This window comes from Thauera sp. GDN1, assembly GCF_029223545.1.
Taxonomy (GTDB): Bacteria; Pseudomonadota; Gammaproteobacteria; order Burkholderiales; family Rhodocyclaceae; genus Thauera.
In genome coordinates this window covers 1,618,112-1,634,045 of the sequence record NZ_CP097870.1, presented here as the reverse complement: position 1 = coordinate 1,634,045, position 15,934 = coordinate 1,618,112, and the positions used below count along the sequence as shown (strand labels likewise).

At 70.2% G+C, this 15,934-nt stretch carries 16 protein-coding genes; 5 read left to right on the top strand and 11 right to left on the bottom strand.

Going from position 1 to position 15,934, the window contains the following annotated elements; all coding sequences use genetic code 11:
- Positions 1–31: 31 nt before the first annotated feature.
- The 6 genes from CKCBHOJB_RS07495 to CKCBHOJB_RS07470 form a co-directional block, all read right to left on the bottom strand.
- Complete coding sequence (locus CKCBHOJB_RS07495) at positions 32–1,201, bottom strand: fatty acid desaturase (RefSeq protein ID WP_281051350.1); 1,170 nt, start codon at positions 1,199–1,201, stop codon at positions 32–34.
- Positions 1,202–1,380: 179 nt separating this feature from the next.
- The gene (locus CKCBHOJB_RS07490) at positions 1,381–1,941 is read right to left on the bottom strand and encodes a phospholipase D family protein (protein ID WP_281051651.1); all 561 of its coding nucleotides are present in this window, start codon (positions 1,939–1,941) and stop codon (positions 1,381–1,383) included.
- Positions 1,942–1,984: 43 nt separating this feature from the next.
- Positions 1,985–3,325 (bottom strand): RsmB/NOP family class I SAM-dependent RNA methyltransferase, encoded by a 1,341-nt coding sequence (locus CKCBHOJB_RS07485; RefSeq protein WP_281051349.1) that lies wholly within the window; start codon positions 3,323–3,325, stop codon positions 1,985–1,987.
- 1 nt (position 3,326) lies between these two features.
- Positions 3,327–4,082 (bottom strand): DUF3108 domain-containing protein, encoded by a 756-nt coding sequence (locus CKCBHOJB_RS07480; protein WP_281051348.1) that lies wholly within the window; start codon positions 4,080–4,082, stop codon positions 3,327–3,329.
- The gene (gene purN / locus CKCBHOJB_RS07475) at positions 4,082–4,747 is read right to left on the bottom strand and encodes a phosphoribosylglycinamide formyltransferase (RefSeq protein WP_281051347.1); all 666 of its coding nucleotides are present in this window, start codon (positions 4,745–4,747) and stop codon (positions 4,082–4,084) included. Before purN ends, CKCBHOJB_RS07480 begins: the two co-directional genes overlap by 1 nt.
- Before the next feature lie 59 nt (positions 4,748–4,806).
- Complete coding sequence (locus tag CKCBHOJB_RS07470) at positions 4,807–5,547, bottom strand: hypothetical protein (protein WP_281051346.1); 741 nt, start codon at positions 5,545–5,547, stop codon at positions 4,807–4,809.
- A gap of 133 nt (positions 5,548–5,680) precedes the next feature.
- On the opposite strand from CKCBHOJB_RS07470, the gene CKCBHOJB_RS07465 reads away from it, so the two are divergent.
- On the top strand, positions 5,681–6,886 hold the full coding sequence (locus CKCBHOJB_RS07465; RefSeq protein ID WP_281051345.1) for an MFS transporter: 1,206 nt from the start codon (positions 5,681–5,683) through the stop codon (positions 6,884–6,886).
- 25 nt (positions 6,887–6,911) lie between these two features.
- Positions 6,912–7,148, top strand: a complete 237-nt coding sequence (locus tag CKCBHOJB_RS07460) for a hypothetical protein (RefSeq protein WP_281051344.1) — start codon at positions 6,912–6,914, stop codon at positions 7,146–7,148.
- 21 nt (positions 7,149–7,169) lie between these two features.
- Here CKCBHOJB_RS07460 and CKCBHOJB_RS07455 read toward each other — a convergent pair whose 3' ends face one another.
- The 3 genes from CKCBHOJB_RS07455 to CKCBHOJB_RS07445 all read right to left on the bottom strand — a co-directional run bounded on the left by CKCBHOJB_RS07455 (position 7,170) and on the right by CKCBHOJB_RS07445 (position 10,923).
- Positions 7,170–8,042 carry a UDP-2,3-diacylglucosamine diphosphatase gene (locus CKCBHOJB_RS07455; RefSeq protein ID WP_281051343.1) on the bottom strand — a complete coding sequence of 291 codons (873 nt, stop codon included), beginning with the start codon at positions 8,040–8,042 and terminating at the stop codon, positions 7,170–7,172.
- Complete coding sequence (locus CKCBHOJB_RS07450) at positions 8,042–9,274, bottom strand: glycosyltransferase family 1 protein (protein ID WP_281051342.1); 1,233 nt, start codon at positions 9,272–9,274, stop codon at positions 8,042–8,044. The genes CKCBHOJB_RS07455 and CKCBHOJB_RS07450 overlap by 1 nt, the downstream gene beginning before the upstream one ends.
- Positions 9,275–9,363: 89 nt before the next feature.
- On the bottom strand, positions 9,364–10,923 hold the full coding sequence (locus CKCBHOJB_RS07445; RefSeq protein ID WP_281051341.1) for a L,D-transpeptidase family protein: 1,560 nt from the start codon (positions 10,921–10,923) through the stop codon (positions 9,364–9,366).
- Positions 10,924–11,071: 148 nt separating this feature from the next.
- Between CKCBHOJB_RS07445 and CKCBHOJB_RS07440 the strand changes: the two genes are divergently transcribed.
- On the top strand, positions 11,072–11,638 hold the full coding sequence (locus CKCBHOJB_RS07440) for a DUF882 domain-containing protein (protein WP_281051340.1): 567 nt from the start codon (positions 11,072–11,074) through the stop codon (positions 11,636–11,638).
- A 13-nt stretch (positions 11,639–11,651) separates the two neighbouring features.
- On the opposite strand, the gene CKCBHOJB_RS07435 is transcribed toward CKCBHOJB_RS07440, so the two are convergent.
- Positions 11,652–12,020: a diacylglycerol kinase gene (locus CKCBHOJB_RS07435; RefSeq protein ID WP_281051339.1), complete on the bottom strand. Its 369-nt coding sequence runs from the start codon at positions 12,018–12,020 to the stop codon at positions 11,652–11,654.
- A 65-nt stretch (positions 12,021–12,085) separates the two neighbouring features.
- A complete protein-coding gene (locus CKCBHOJB_RS07430) occupies positions 12,086–13,339 on the bottom strand; it encodes a PQQ-dependent sugar dehydrogenase (RefSeq protein WP_281051338.1) in 1,254 nt (417 codons plus the stop codon).
- A 92-nt stretch (positions 13,340–13,431) separates the two neighbouring features.
- Here CKCBHOJB_RS07430 and CKCBHOJB_RS07425 point away from each other — a divergent pair, with 92 nt between their 5' ends.
- Both CKCBHOJB_RS07425 and CKCBHOJB_RS07420 read left to right on the top strand, forming a co-directional pair.
- Positions 13,432–13,791: a VanZ family protein gene (locus tag CKCBHOJB_RS07425; protein ID WP_281051337.1), complete on the top strand. Its 360-nt coding sequence runs from the start codon at positions 13,432–13,434 to the stop codon at positions 13,789–13,791.
- Positions 13,792–13,905: 114 nt separating this feature from the next.
- Positions 13,906–15,864 (top strand): U32 family peptidase, encoded by a 1,959-nt coding sequence (locus tag CKCBHOJB_RS07420; RefSeq protein ID WP_281051336.1) that lies wholly within the window; start codon positions 13,906–13,908, stop codon positions 15,862–15,864.
- The last annotated feature ends 70 nt before the right edge of the window (positions 15,865–15,934 follow it).

Below are 15,934 nucleotides of genomic sequence, written 5' to 3'. Positions count from 1 at the left end.
GCGCCGGGCCGGCCGGCGCAGCCACCCGCGCTCACACCGCGTAGCGACGCAAGCGCTGGGAGAACTCCTGCAGCTGGCGGATGCCGCTCTGCTCGGCGCGCGCGATCCAGTCCTGCAACTGCGCCAGCAGCTGCTCGCGGCTGGCGTTCGAGCGCGCCCAGATGGCGGCGAGCTCCTCGCGCATCGACAGCACGGTGCTGAGCGCCGGGCTCTGCTTCACCACGACCTCGAGCTGCTGCTTCTGCTCGGCCTCCAGGCCGCCCGCTTCGCCCGACAGCACCCAGCGCCGCAGCGCGCGCACGTCCAACGTCGTGCCGTGCGCCGCCTTCAGCCGCCGCGCCTCCTCGGCGCACACCTTCTTGAGCGAATGCACGTAGCGCGTCATCACGTCGTAGCGATGGGTGACGATGGCCTGCAGGGTGTCGAAATCGGCCACCGCCTTGGCCTCGCCGAACTTCGGCTGCGGGATGGTCTTCTTGACCTTGGCGAGACCGAGCAGCTCGAGGATGCGGATGTACATCCAGCCGATGTCGAACTCGTACCACTTCGACGACAGCTTGGCCGAGGTCGCGAAGCTGTGGTGGTTGTTGTGCAGCTCCTCGCCGCCGATCAGGATGCCCCAGGGCGAGATGTTGCGCGAGGCATCGACGCAGTCGTAGTTGCGGTAGCCCCAGAAGTGGCCGATGCCGTTGATGACGCCGGCGGCCCAGAACGGGATCCACGCCATCTGCACCGCCCAGATGCTCAGGCCGATGGGACCGAAGGCGACGAGGTCGATGATCATCATGATCGACACGCCGAGCACGGAGTGGCGATACACGTTGCGCTCGAGCCAGTCGTCGGGCGTGCCGTGGCCGTAGCGCTGCAGGGTCTCCTGGTTCCTCGCCTCGGCGCGGTAGAGCTCCGCGCCCTGCCACAGCACCTTGCGGATGCCGCGCGTCTGCGGGCTGTGCGGATCTTCCTCGGTCTCGCACTTGGCGTGGTGCTTGCGGTGGATCGCCGCCCACTCCCGGGTCACCATGCCGGTGGTCAGCCACAGCCAGAAGCGGAAGAAATGGCTGGGAATCGGATGCAGGTCGAGCGCCCGGTGCGCCTGGTGGCGGTGCAGGAAGATCGTGACCGCGGCGATCGTGATGTGGGTGAGGACGAGGGCCACGACGACGTAGCCCCACCAGGGGAGATCGAAAAATCCGTTGAGCATGCGGATCGACACCTTCTATGAAGACAGCCCGGCGATTCTACGTCGAGCGGCAGCGCACAGCCGCCGCCACCGGCAGGCCGGCGACCGCTCGCGGAACCGGCACGGGCCACCCCGGGCAGGAAGGCACGCCCTGCTCGGACTCCTTGCGCTCGCGGACGTTCAACGCCGGGCCGACGATCTCAGGGCCGCCACGGCAGCGACTTCACCAGCTTGGCGTCGGCGCGGTGGCGCTGCCAGTTGTCGCGGTAGGCACGCGCAAGGGCGCAATGCTCGCGCACGATCAGCAGGTTCTCGGCGTTGCGGTTGTCCGCCGACCAGGTGAAGTTGTAGGAGCCGGTGAGCAGCGCACAGCCAGGCCCCTCCGCGTCTACGATCAGCACCTTGTTGTGGGCGGCGTTGTAGCGCGTCTCGAAGGCCACCGGCACGCCGCCGGCGAGCAGGCGCGGAATCGCGTTGCCCTTCTCGCGCCCGTTCATCTTCGCGTCGGCCAGCACTTCGACCTTCACCCCGCGCCGATGCGCCGCCACCATCGCGTCGGCGATGTTGCGGCTGGTGAACACGTAGGCATGCACCTTCAGGCTCTTGCGGGCGCTGCGGATGAGGTCGACGATCACGCGCTCGGTGTCGTCGCGCGGCGCGAAGGCGACCTCGATCTCGCCCTGCGCCGCAAAGCGCTGGCTCGCCGCCGCGGGCTGGGCGAACGCCATCGCCGTCACGAGCCCTGCGGCGCCGAGCAGCATCCGCTTGCCGACCCGCCCGAGCGCGCACCGCAACGCACTCGCCTCAGGCACGCTCCATCACCGCGGCGAAGAACCCATCGGTGTCGTGCACATGCGGCAGCAGGCGCAGACGCTCGCCGGTCTCCAGCGCCACGCCCTGCTTGTCCAGCACCTCCTGCGCCGACACCGGGCGGAACTCCGGATGGGCGGCGAGGAAGGCATCGACGATGGCGTCGTTCTCTTCCGCGAGCAGGCTGCAGGTCGCATAGACCAGGCGCCCGCCCGGGCGCACCAGCCTCGCCGCCGCGGCCAGGATCGCGCCCTGCTTGGCGACCATCTCCTCGACCGCCGCCGGCGACTGGCGCCACTTCAGGTCGGGATTGCGGCGCAGCGTGCCCAGGCCGGTGCATGGCGCATCGACCAGCACGCGGTCGGCCTTGCCGGCCAGGCGCTTGACCTTGGCGTCGTTCTCATGCGCGATCAGCACCGGGTGCACGTTCGACAGCCCGGCGCGCGCCATGCGCGGCTTGAGCTTGGCGAGGCGCTTGTCCGACACGTCGAAGGCGTAGAGCCGCCCGGTCGAGCGCATCATCGCCCCCAGCTGCAGGGTCTTGCCGCCGGCGCCGGCGCAGAAATCCACCACCAGCTCGCCGCGCCTGGGCTGCACCAGCAGGCCGAGCAGCTGGCTGCCCTCGTCCTGGACCTCGAAGCTGCCGTCGAGGAACAGCGGATGCTTCTGCAGCGCCGGCTTGCCGGCGAGGCGGATCGCCTGCGGCGACAGCTTGCCGGCCTCGGCGCCGATGCGGTCTTCCTGCAGGCGGGCGAGCAGCGCGTCGCGGTCGAGCTTGAGCAGGTTCGCCCGCAGGTCGAGCGGCGCCGCGCGGTTCAGGCCGTGCGCGAGCGCCAGCACCTCCGCCTCGCCCATCTGCGCGCACAGGCGCTCGGCCAGCCAGTCGGGCAGGTCGGCGCGTTCGGCCAGCGTAAGTTCGCCCGGCTCGGCAGCCTTGATCGACTCGACCCAGTCGCGCTCGGTGGCACTGACCAGGCCCTCGAAGTTGCGCATCGGCCAGCCCTCGCCGCGTGCGAACCAGGCCAGCAGCAGCATGCGCGGCGTGGCCTCGTCGCCGGCCAGGCGGCGCAGCCAGCGCAGGCGGCGCAGCACGCCGTACACCGCCTCGGCGATGAAGCCGCGGTCGCGATGGCCGAGTTCGCGGTTGTCGCGGAAGTGGCGCGACAGCACGGCGTCCGCGGGGTAATCGAAGGCCAGCACCGCACCCAGCGCCTGGGTGGCCTGGATGAAGATCGGACGGGACACGGCGCCCTCGGGCGCCTTGGGCTTGGCCGCAGGCGCGGATTTGCTCGCGGCGGGCTTGCCTGTGGTGGGTTTGCTTGTCTTGTTGTTCATGTCAGTTCTGTGTGGAGTTCCGTGCGGCCGGGGCCGCCGCGGCGGTTTCGCCGAGTTCGATGCGCGACGCGCGCTGGTCGAGCACGCCGCCCTTTTCGTCCGCGATGCGGATGCGCACCGGGAGCAGCCCGTGCTGCTGCGACAGCCAGATGTCGATGTCGAGCTCGCCCTGCTCGGCCCAGGCGTGCACGCGCAGCGTGCGCACCTCGCCGATGGCGAGCTTGAGCGTTTCCGCGCCCTTGGGTTCGAGGGTCGCCTGCTTCACGCTCTTGTTGGTCACCACGGTGAGCTTGACCGCCTTGCCGCTGTCGGCCACCCGCCGCGCCTGGTGCCACAGGCTGAGCAGGTCCTGGTCGCCGGGCTGGATGCTGCCGCTGCGGCGCTCGACACCGTCGCGGCGGATGCTCACCCGCGCCGCCTGCCAGTCGAACTCCGCACTCTCGAGCTTGCGCCCGCGCTGGTCGACGACGAAGCGCTCGGGGCGCATGCCGCCCGCGTCCACGCTGCCGACGCTGCGCTGCTCGTACTGCAGGCCGAACAGCCCCGCCAGGCCCTTGGCCTCGAGGCTCAGGCTCATCTCGTAGCGCGTGCCGGCGATGCGCCAGTCGTGACGCGCCTCGCCGATCTTGAAGCCCTGCGAGCCATAGTGCACGTCGAACTGGATGCTGCCGGCCGGCGGCGTCTTCGCGGTCGCCGCCATCGACGAGGTCGCCAGCATCGCGCACGTCAGGACGAACCCCGCCACGATCTTCCGCATCAGCGCCCTCCTCCTGTCGCGCCGTCGGGCGCCGGCGAGATCCACGCCACGCCGGCATCCACGCAGGCCTCGCGCACGACCGCACGGCCCCTGTCGTCGAAGCTCAGCCGATCCTCGGCGAACCAGCGCACCACCTGCGGGTAGATCACGTGCTCCTGCGCCAGCACGCGCGCCGCCAGCGTGGCCTCGTCGTCGTCGGCGCGCACCGGCACCACGGCCTGGACCACGATCGGGCCGTCGTCCAGCTCGGCGGTCACGAAATGCACCGTCGCGCCGTGCACCTTGACCCCCGCCTCCAGCGCGCGGCGATGGGTGTGCAGGCCGGGGAAGGCCGGCAGCAGCGAGGGATGGATGTTGAGCAGGCGGCCCTCGTAGCGGCGCACGAAGCCATCGGTCAGCACGCGCATGAAACCGGCGAGCACGACCAGGTCGGGCGCATGGGCGTCGATGCATTCGGCGAGCGCGGCATCGAAGCTGGCGCGGTCGGCATGCGCGGTGTGATCCACCACCGCGGTGGCGATGCCGTGCTCGCGCGCGAAGGCGAGCCCGCTCGCTGCCGGACGGTTGCTGATCACCGCCGCGATGCGCACGCCGGGAATGCGCGCGCGCACGATCGCCTCCATGTTGCTGCCGCGACCCGAGATGAGAATGACGATGGACTTCATGGAAGAACCGCAGGATTGTATGAGGTGCCGGGCGATGGCCACGCCCGCCAGGAACAGGATCAGTAAACGGGCAGGAAGACCGCCGTGGTGAGGTTCTGGACCACGCGCGTCACCGTGCGTTCGGTCTCTTCCTCGACGATGTCCGCCAGCGCATCGAGCAGCCCGATGACGCGACCGAACTCGCGCTCGAAGCTCAGGTTGCTGACCTCGCCGATCTCGTTCGATAGCAGCAGCAGGTTGCCCGCGGCGTCGCGCGCGCTCGCCAGCTTCCAGGCCACGATCTCGACGTTGCGGGCCGCATTGTAGAGGTGCTGGGGCTCGAGATCATCCAGCATGTAAAAAACTTCGCGGTCGCCGAGCGCCGACTGCACCATGCTCGCCAGGCCGACGATCAGCGCCTGCACGCGATCGCCGCGGAAATCCGGATGCAGTGCGACGTGCATGGCCTCGAGGTCGCGGCGGTAGCCGAGCGAGGCGAAACGCCAGCGGTGCTTCTGGTCGAAGATGCGCGACACCGCCGCCTCCGCGCTCGCCGAGCCGCCCTTGCGCCATTCCGCCGGGTTGCGCTTGTAGAGCTTGTCCGCCAGCCGGCGCAGGCTCGCGAACACGTGCTGCTGGTGCGTTTCGGCGACGCGGTTGATGTCGGTCTTGGCGAGCTGGCGCAGGTCGAAGCCGCCGCTTGCGCGTGCAGCGGGTCCGGTCCCGGGCACCGAGCAGCCGCCCAGCAGGATCCCCGCGCACAACAGGATCAGCGCCACACCGCCGGCGTGCCGACGCCCGGGACCTCCACTTTCGGTCATCCCCTGCCCTCCGCTGGTCGATGCACACCGGCGTCGATCATAACCGAGCCTGGCAGGGCAATCGCACCGGGCGCGGCGTATCATCCGGGCTATCCGAACCCTGCACGTCCAGCGCGGAACACGCACACCCCCCATGATCGGTCCCCACCTGCTTCCGCTGCTGCTGCTCTACGGCCTGATGTTGCCGGTCACCGGCATGGTGCCGGTGCTGCCCGACTTCACCGCCCAGCGCTTTCCCGGACTGGGCCAGTTCGCCAGCCATCTGTTCATGTCGGTGAACATGGTCGGCGCGCTGGTGGGCGCACCGCTCGCCGGCCTGCTGTCGGACCGGCTGGGCCGGCGCAAGGCGCTGGCGGTCGGCGCACTGGCGGTCAACGGCCTCACCCTGCTCGCCATCGCCTGGGCCTACAGCCGCGCCGACAGCTATGCCCTGCTCCTCGGCCTGCGCCTGGTCGAAGGCTTCGCCCACATGTCGGCGCTGTCGCTGCTGATGGCGCTGGGCGCGGATCACGCCGGCAAGGCCGGACTCGGCGCGCGCATGGGCGCGGTCGGCGCCGCCATCAGCCTGGGGGTGGCGACCGGGGCCCCGCTCGGCGGCTTCGTCGGCGGCATCGATCCGCTGTGGGTGCCGCTGGGCGGCGGGCTGCTGTCGCTGGCGCTGGCGGTTGCGGGCTTCGTCGGCCTCGCCGACGGATCGGCGGCACGTCCGCGCATGGCGGCGGCAGAGATCGTCGCCACGCTGAAGCGCCGCCGCCAGCTCCTCATCCCGCTCGCCTTCTCCTTCGCCGACCGGCTCACGGTCGGCTTCATCGTGTCCACGCTGTCGCTGTACCTCGGCCTGGTGATCGGCTTCGATGCGGGCCAGATCGGCCTGGCGATGGCGGCCTTCCTGATTCCCTTCTCGGTGCTGACCTGGCCGGCCGGCCACCTGTCGCGACACTGGGACCCGCTGCTGATGATGGTGGTCGGCAGCGTGCTGTATGGCGTCTTCCTCGCCGTGCTCGCCTTCCTGCCCGCCGAGCACATCGTCGTCGTGATGGCGACCGGCGGCCTGATCGCGGCGCTGATGTACGCCCCCTCGCTGGTGCTGGCCGCGCACTACGGCGGCGCCGACTGCCGCGCGAGCGCACTGGCGGCCTTCAACATGGCGGGATCGCTGGGTTTTGCCGCCGGGCCGGTGCTCAGCAGCGCCCTGCTGGCGGCCTTCGGGCTGTTCATGATGCGGCCCTACGCCCCGGTGTTCGTCATCATCGGCGCGATCGAGATCGTGCTCGCCGTGACGGTGCTGGTGCTGGTTCGCAACGGCCGCTTCGGCGACGTGCAGACCGCAAGCCCGTGACCACTCATCCGCAACCGCACCGACGATGAAACTGAGCCGCCTGTTCCGCCCCCACGACCGCCGCTTCTGGCTGATGATCCTGCTCAACCTGCTGTCCGCGGTCCTGGCCTGGGTGCTGCGCACCTACCCGCTGGTGCCGCTGGCGACCGCGGTGGTGGCGGTGTTCGCGCTCGGCAATGCGGCGCTCGGCATGTTCATCGCCTACGACCTGATCCGCGACGACGCGCCGGAGCCGGCGGACGGCGCGGGCCGCGGGCGATGAGGCGGAGGCCGCCGGTGGCGATCAGAGGTCGGGCGTGAGGTAGATGCGCTCGTCCTGCATCCGGGCCGTCCGCGCGGGCTGGTGCGCGGACCCGTCCTCGGGCTGGGCGAGCGCGGCGGAGACCGCCTGTGCGGGCAACACCTTGCCGACCGCCGCGCCGTGCACGCCCCAGTGCACCACCTCGATGCGGCCATCGTAGTGCTCGACGATGGCGCTGCAGGTATCGACCCAGTCGCCGCAGTTCAGGTAGCGGACCTTGCCGATGCGGCGGTCTGCGGCCCAGTGGATGTGGCCGCAGACCACGCCATCGACCCCGCGCTGCTGCGCCGCGTGGGCGACCGCGTCCTCGAAGTCGAAGATGAAGCTGACCGCCTTCTTGACCTTCTGCTTGGCGTAGCCGGCCAGCGACCAGTAGCCCGGCCGGCGCAGCGCGCGACGCACCCGCGACAGCACCAGGTTGATGCGCACCAGCGCGTTGTAGCCGACGTCGCCGAGCACCGCCACCCAACGGTGGTGGCGGGTGACCTGGTCGTACTCGTCGCCGTGCACCAGCCAGTAGCGCCTGCCGTCCAGGGTTTCGTGGATCCATTCCGATTCGACTCGGATGTCGCCGAAGGCGATGCCGGCGTACTCGCGCAGGGCCTCGTCGTGGTTGCCGGGGATGAAGAACACCTGGCAGCCGTGGCGGGCACGGCGCAGCACCTTCTGCACCACGGTGTTGTGGGCGCCGGCCCACTGCACGCTGCGGTTCATCGCCCAGAAGTCGATGATGTCGCCGAGCAGGTAGAGGTATTCGGATTCGTGCTCGCGCAGGAAGCCGAGCAGGCTCTCGGCCTGGCACGCGCGGGTGCCGAGATGGACGTCGGAGATGAAGATCGCGCGTACGGCCGGCATCAGCTTTCGGCCTCGCGGGTGCGCAGGCGGGCGCTCGCGGACGGCAGCGCCGTTGCGCCGCGCCAGGCGCGGATCAGAGCCTCGGCGAAGCTGTCGTTCACCCGCTCCCAGTCGATGGTCTCGGCGGTGCGGCGCGCCTCGCGCGCGAGCTCGGCACGCAGTCCGTCGGCCAGCCCGAGTTGCACCGCGCGCTCGACGAAGCCATGCTCGTCGCCGCAGCGCACCACGGCGCCGTTGCCGAGGTCGCGGATCACCTCCGCCGCGGCCGCGTACTCGTAGGCCAGCGGGCACACGCCGCTCGCCATCGCCTCCAGCGTGACGTTGCCGAAGGTCTCGGTCAGGCTGGGGAACAGGAACAGGTCGGCCGAGGCGTAGTGCGCGGCGAGGTCCTCGCCGTGGCGCATGCCGGCGAGCACGACGTCGGGGTGGGCGCGGGCGATGGCGTCACGCATCGGTCCGTCGCCGACGATGATCATGCGCGCATCCGGGCGCTCGCTGCGGAGGGCGGCGAAGGCGCGCAGGGTGAGGCCGAGGTTCTTCTCCGGCGCCAGCCGGCCGACGCTGATCACCGCCAGGCCGTCGGCCACCACGCCCCACTGCCGGCGCAGTTCGGCACTGCGGCGGGCGGGCGAATAGAGCGCGGTATCGACCCCACGCGAGATCACCTCGACGCCCTCGTAGCCCTGCGCGCCCAGCGCCACCGCGAGCTCCGCGGTCGGCACATAGGTCGCCGCGGTGCGGTTGTGGAAGCGGCGCAGGTAGGCCGCGACCGGCTGGCGCAGCCAGCCGAAGCCGTAATGGCCGCTGTAGTGGTCGAAATTGGTGTGGAAGTCGGAGGTGACCGGAATGCGCAGCTTGTTGGCGGCGGTGACCGCGGTCCACCCCAGCGGGCCCTCGGTGGCCACATGCACCAGGTCCGGACGCTGGCGCGACCATTCGCGGATCAACCGCGAGCGCGCGGGCAGGCCGAGCTTGAGGCCGTCGTAGCGCGGCAGCCTGAGGCCGCGCGACAGCACCTCCTCCAGCCTGTCCGAGCGCTGCGCGGTGTCCGCCGCGGTCTGCCGCGGCCGGATCAGCTGCACGCTGTGGCCCCGGCGGATCAGGCCGTCGACCATGCGCTTCAGCGTCATGGCCACGCCGTTGACCTCCGGCGGCCAGGTCTCGGTCACCAGCGCGATGCGCAGGCGCGGCGACTGGCAGAGCTCTTCGGTCGTGTAATCGAGCGTTCTCATGGCGCCGCAGCTTATGCAGCACACAAGACAGCGGCGTTAAGCCGGGATTGCCGGGAGGTTACCTGCGCCGAGGCCGAAGCACGGCGGCTTCAGCGCGTTAGCGCAGTGCGCGGCGCCGCCAGCGCGGCGAGGATGCCGCGGTCGTGGTCGTAGATGTCGTTGCGCAACTGCAGGCGGCCGTCGCCGTCGAGCCAGGCGGTGCTGTAGTGCAGCAGCACGGTGACCTCGCGCCCCACCGCCACCGTGCGGGTGCGCCCGCTGTCGAGGGCGGCCTCCAGCGCCTCCGCACTCCAGTTCACCGGATCGTCCAGCAGCAGGCGGGCGAGCTCCGTGGGCTTCTCCACCCGCACGCAGCCCGAGCTGAGCGCCCGTTCGGCACGGCGGAACAGCGAACGCGCGTTGGTGTCGTGCAGGTAGATCGCATACGGATTCGACAGCGAGAACTTGATGCGGCCGAGCGAACCGTCCGCGCCCGACTGCTGCACGATCATGTAGGGGAAACCGTGCTGGCGTGCCCCCGCCCAGTCGATCGTCGACGGATCCACCGCATGCCCGCTGCGATCGACGACGCGCAGGCGCTGGCTGGCGAGGTAACCCGGGTTGCGTGCCATGCGCGGGATCACGTCCTCGCGCAGGATGGTCGGCGGCACCACCCACTTCGGATTGAAGACCAGATTCACCACGCTGTCGCGCAGCGACGGCGTCCTGCGCGCGGGCTTGCCGACGATGACCTTCGATTCCCACACCGGCTGCCCGTCGAGGACCAGGTCGGCGTGATAACCGACGATGTCCACCAGCAAGCGGTCACCGCGCAGGTCGGCGGCGACCCAGCGCAGGCGCTCGAGGTTGGCGCGGATCTGCTCGACGCGCTGCGCCGGGCTGGTGTTCAGGGCGACCAGGGTCTGCGCGCCGACGATGCCGTCCGGCTCGAGGCCGTGGCGGGCCTGGAAGCGCTTGACCGCCTCGACCAGTGCCGGATCGTAGTGGTTGCTGCCGCCGGCCGCGTCGAGGCCGGCGTCGGACTCCACCAGCAGGCGCGCGCGCAGCGCCGGGATGCGCGTGCTGCGCTCGCCCGGGCGCAGCGTCGCCCCGGCCGGCACCTTGGGCCAGTCGCCCAGCATGGCCAGCGCCTGGTAATGGGCCAGTCCGCGCACCAGTTCGCGATAGAGCGGAAGATCGGGCGCATGCGCCTCGATCGCCGCGCGCAGATCGCCCGCCTGCACGACCGCCGCCAGTTCCCCCGCGTGCTCGTAGGGGTTCGGCGGCGGGGTGAAGTTCCACTCCCGATAGAGGGTGCGCGGATCGACCTTGCCGTGGCGCAGCTGGCGCAGGAGTTCGCCAAGGGTGTCGGTGAACAGCAGCTCGCGCTCGGCGCGCGTCGCCCCCGCGCCCGGCTCCGCCGCGGCTCGGCGCAGACGCTCGGGATCGAAGTCGCTCGCCGCCAGGCCATGGGCCTGAGCCGCTTCCACCGCCGCGATCAAGGCCTCGACGCGGGCGGGCTCGTCCCAGGCGGGCCGGTAGGCGCGGGCGAGGTAGAAGAGCGCGGTGGTCTCGTCGGTGGCGGGCGATCGCTCGCGCAGGCGCTGCTCGATCTGCAGGTCCGGCGCTGCATGAACCGGGGATGTCTCGACCGCCGCGGCCTGAACCACGACACCGCTTGTCGCCCCAGCCGCAGTCACGACGGATGGGAACGCGACACCGCCTGCCACCGCCAGCGTTACAAAACTTTTGCGCCAGACGCCGCCGGGGTCGAGTAGAATTTTTCGGTTAAGCAACTGTTCGGACAGGGTTTTATTCATGTCGAGATTTTTCCGAAACCACGCCGTCCCGCAGCGCCGCCTGTTCCTCAAGGGCCTTGCCACCTTGCCTCTGGGCCTTTCCGCCGGCGCCCTCCACGCTGCGCAGCACGACCGCCAGCTCGGCTTCCGCCACACGCATACCGACGAACGACTGACCCTCGCGTTCCGCAATCGTCACGGCTACATCGAGCCCGCCCTCCAGCGCATGAACTGGCTGCTGCGCGACTTCCGTACCGGCGAGTCTACACGCATGGACCCGCTTCTCTATGACATCATGCACGCTTTGCGCCTGGCATGCGGCGGCGACACCTTCGAGATCATCTCCGGCTACCGCTCGCCCGCCACCAACAGCATGCTGCGCAAGACCGGCGGCGGTGGCGTCGCCAAGCGCAGCCTGCACATGGACGGCAAGGCGATCGACATCCGCCTGATCGGCGTCGACACCGCGCGCCTGCGCGACGCGGCGCTCGCGCTCGGTGCGGGCGGCGTCGGCTACTACCCCGAGTCCGACTTCCTCCATATCGACACCGGCCCGGTCCGTAGCTGGGGGCCGAAGTCGGCCTGAGCCCGCCGCGGGCTCAGCCGAACAGCAGCAGCCCCCACACCACGGCAGCGTTGATCAGTGCGATGAGCACGGCGGCGCTGCCGATGTCCTTCGCGCGCTTGGCGAGCTGATGGCGCTCGAGCGACACACGGTCGACCGTCGCCTCGATCGCCGAGTTCACCAGCTCGACGATCAGCACCAGCAGCACGCTGCCGATCATCATCACGCGCTCCAGGGTCGAGTCGCCCAGCCACAACGCCAGCGGAAGCGCGACCAGGGCGAGCCAGGTCTCCTGGCGGAAGGCGTCCTCGTGCCGATAGGCGGCCGACAGCCCGTCCAGTGAATAGTGGAAGGCGTTCCAGATCCGGCGCAAACCGGTCTTGCCTTTGAAGGGGCTCTCCATCCTCGCGATTCCATCCGTGCTGAAAAGGGTGCGCGATGATGACACGAATCCGCCCCGCGGCCCGTTCACGCCGGATCCAGGCGCAGGATGCGGCCCTCGGTCTCGTCCACCAGCCAGAGGTGGCCGTCCGGCCCCTGGCGCACGTCGCGGATGCGGCGGCCGAGTTCGGTCAGGATGCGCTCCTCGTGCACCACGCGCTCGCCGTCGAGCACCAGGCGGGCGAGGAGCTGGAACTTCAGCGCGCCGACGAAGAGGTTGCCCTTCCACTGCGGGAACACGTCGCCGGTGTAGAAGGCCATGCCGGAGGGCGCGATCGAGGGGGTGAACTGAAGCACCGGCGGCTCCACCCCGGCGCGCGTCTCGCCCTCGCCGATCTTGCGCCCGGTGACGTACTCGCGGCCATAGGTGACCTCCGGCCAGCCGTAGTCGAGGCCGGCGCGGGTACGGTTGATCTCGTCCCCGCCCTGCGGGCCGTGCTCGTGGGTCCACAGCTCGCCGGTCTGCGGGTGCAGCGCGGCACCCTGCACGTTGCGGTGCCCCCAGGACCAGATCTCCGGCAGCGTCCCGGCATGCCCGACCAGCGGATTGTCCGCGGGCACGCTGCCGTCGAGCGCGATGCGCACGACCTTGCCGAGATGGCTGTCGAGCGCCTGCGCGCGCTCGCGCTGATGGAAACGGTCGCCCAGGGTGATGAACAGCGTGCCGTCGCGGGCGAACGCCAGGCGCGAGCCCCAGTGGTGGCTGCCCGACGGATCCTCGTTCTGCGCGAAGATGCGGCGCACGTCCTCCAGGCGCAGGCCGTCGGCATCGAGCCGGGCACGCGCCACCGCGGTGCGTGCGCCCTTCGCGGTGGGCTCGGCGTAGGAGAAGACGATCAGCCCGTCGGTGGCGAAGCTCGGGCTCAGGGCGACGTCGAGCAGGCCGCCCTGGCCGCGCGCATGGACCTCGGGCACGCCGGCGATCGGCGCCGAGACCTCCCCGTCCGTGCCGACGATGCGCAGGGTGCCGGGGCGCTCGGTGACCAGCATGCGACCGTCGGGCAGGAAGGCGAGCGACCACGGGTTCTGCAGCCCGCTCGCCACCTCGGTGACCTTGACGCTGCCCGCCTCGGTGCGCACGATCAGGTCCCGCGCCGCCACCGGCCCGGCCGCCACCGGCCCGGCCGCCAGCGTCGCGGCCAGCAGGCTGCCGGCCAGCAGCGCACGCAGACGAAGCCCGCGCAATGCGCTACGGCGGGGCGCGTCCACGACTTCATCGCCGCCGAAGGACGCGTGGAAAGGGCTGGCAGGTGTGGACGGCGGCGTGGTGATGGAACGCATGAGCTTTCTCCTCGATTCGGACCGGACGGGAACCTCCCCGGCCCCCGCCCGACCAACAGCACCATTCGAAATCAACGCTACTCGGACTCCGCATGCCTTCATCCGTTCGCAAACTGCTGCGCCTCGTCTTCGTCATCGCCCTGTTCGCGGTCTTCTGGCTCGCGCTGCTGCCGGCACCCGACGTGGCCAGGCTGGTGTCGTGGCAGGACAAGATCGAGCACGCAGTCCTGTTCGCCGCCCTCGCCCTGCTCGCCTTCGCCGGCTGGCCGCAACGGCCGCTGGCGATCGCGCTCGGTCTGCTGGCCTACGGCGCGGCGATGGAGATCGCGCAGTCCCGCACGGCCCACCGCTTCGGCGACCCCCTGGACTGGCTGGCGGACGCCGTCGGCCTGCTGGTGCTGCTGCCGCTCGCGCTGAAGCGCCGGGACGCGCGCGCCTCCGGCCGGCGCTAAGCAAGGTCTGCGCTTCTCGTACTCGCCTTCGAACGCCATCGCCCTCGTCACACCAGGGGCCGGTTTGATATCATCAAGCCCTTTTCCGTCAATCACTTGCGATCCCGCCGCGCCATGAGCAATCCCCGCCACACCCTCGAGCTCCTCGCCCCGGCCAAGACCGCCGATTTCGGCATCGAAGCCATCAACCACGGGGCGGACGCGGTGTACATCGGCGGACCGGCCTTCGGCGCCCGTTCCTCCGCGGACAACACGGTCGAGGACATCGCCCGCCTGGTGCAGCATGCTCACCGCTACCACGCCGAGGTCTTCGTCGCCACCAACACCATCCTCTTCGACCACGAGATCGAGCCCGCGCGCAAGCTCATCTGGCAACTGCACGACGCCGGGGTCGATGCCTTGATCGTCCAGGACATGGGCCTGCTCGAACTCGACCTGCCTCCGATCCAGCTCCACGCCAGCACCCAGACCGACATCCGCGACGCCAGCAAGGCGCGCTTCCTGCAGGACGTGGGCTTCTCGCAGATCGTGCTGGCGCGCGAGCTTTCGCTGGCCGATGTGAAGAAGATCGCCGCGGCCACCACCTGCCAGCTCGAATACTTCGTGCACGGCGCGCTGTGCGTGGCGTTCTCCGGCCAGTGCTACATCAGCCACGCCCACACCGGGCGCAGCGCCAACCGCGGCGAATGCTCGCAGGCCTGCCGCCTGCCCTACGACCTCAAGGACAAGGACGGGAACACCGTCGCCAGCCAGCAGCACATGCTGTCGATGAAGGACAACAACCAGAGCGCCAACCTGCGCGCGCTCGCGGCCGCAGGCGTGAGCTCGTTCAAGATCGAGGGCCGCTACAAGGACCTCTCCTACGTCAAGAACATCACCGCGCACTACCGCACGCTGCTCGACGAGATCATCGAGCATCCGGATGCCGACGGCCCCGCCTGGCGCCGCGCCTCGAGCGGGCGCACCACCTTCCTGTTCACTCCGCAGGCCGACAAGACCTTCAACCGCGGCTACACCGACTACTTCGCCAACGAGCGCCAGCACGGCATCGAGGCCTTCGAGTCGCCCAAGTTCGTCGGCGAGCCGATCGGCCGGGTGAAGAAGATCGACACCAAGGGGCGCAGGTTCTTCGACGTCGAGCGTGTAGCCCCCATCCACAACGCCGACGGCCTGACCTGGTACGACCCCAAGGGCGAACTCGTCGGGCTGCGAGTCAACCGCGCCGAGGCCGAGGGTGGCGGCGACGGCATCGACCGCATCTTCCCCGCCGAGCCCCTGCCGTCCGACCTGGTGCCCGGCACCTCGCTGTTCCGCAACCACGACCACGAGTTCGAACGCGCGCTGGCGAAGAAGTCGGCCGAGCGCCGCATCCGCGTCGATGCGCGTTTTGCCGCCACTGCCGACGGCTTCGCGCTGACGCTGACCGACGAGGACGGCGTCGCCGCCACCGCCACGCTCGCCGCCGCCTTCGAGCCGGCGCAGAACGCCGAACGCGCCCTCGCCACCCTGCGCGATCACCTCGGAAAGCTCGGCAGCACCATCTTCACCCTCGGCGAGATCACCCTCGACCTGCCCGCCGCGCCCTTCCTGCCCGCCGGCCAGCTCAACGGCCTGCGCCGCGACGCGGTGGAGCAACTCGAAGCCGCACGCCTGCAGGCCCACTCGCGCCCGCCGCGCGCCACCGCGGTCGAGCCGCCGGTCCCCTACCCGCAGGATGCGCTCAGCTACCTCGCCAACGTGTCGAACGACAAGGCGCGCGCGTTCTACGCCAGGCACGGCGTCAAGCTCATCGACGCCGCCTACGAGGAGAACCAGGAGACCGACGACGTCTCGCTGATGATCACCAAGCACTGCCTGCGCTACAGCTTCAACCTGTGCCCGAAGGAGGTGAAGGGCATCCGCCCCGACCCGATGCAGCTGGTCAATGGCGACGAGACGCTGACCCTGCGCTTCGACTGCAAGCGCTGCGAGATGCACGTGGTCGGCGCCTTGCGCCCGCATGTCGCAAAGATGCGCGACACGGTCGTGGCGCAGAAGGTGAGCTTCGTGCCGCGCGCCGCCGCCCGCGGCTGAGCGGGGGACGTGCGAGTCGAAACGCTCGCGTGAAGGCTGTGATCCGTATCACAAGCAGACGCTGATATGC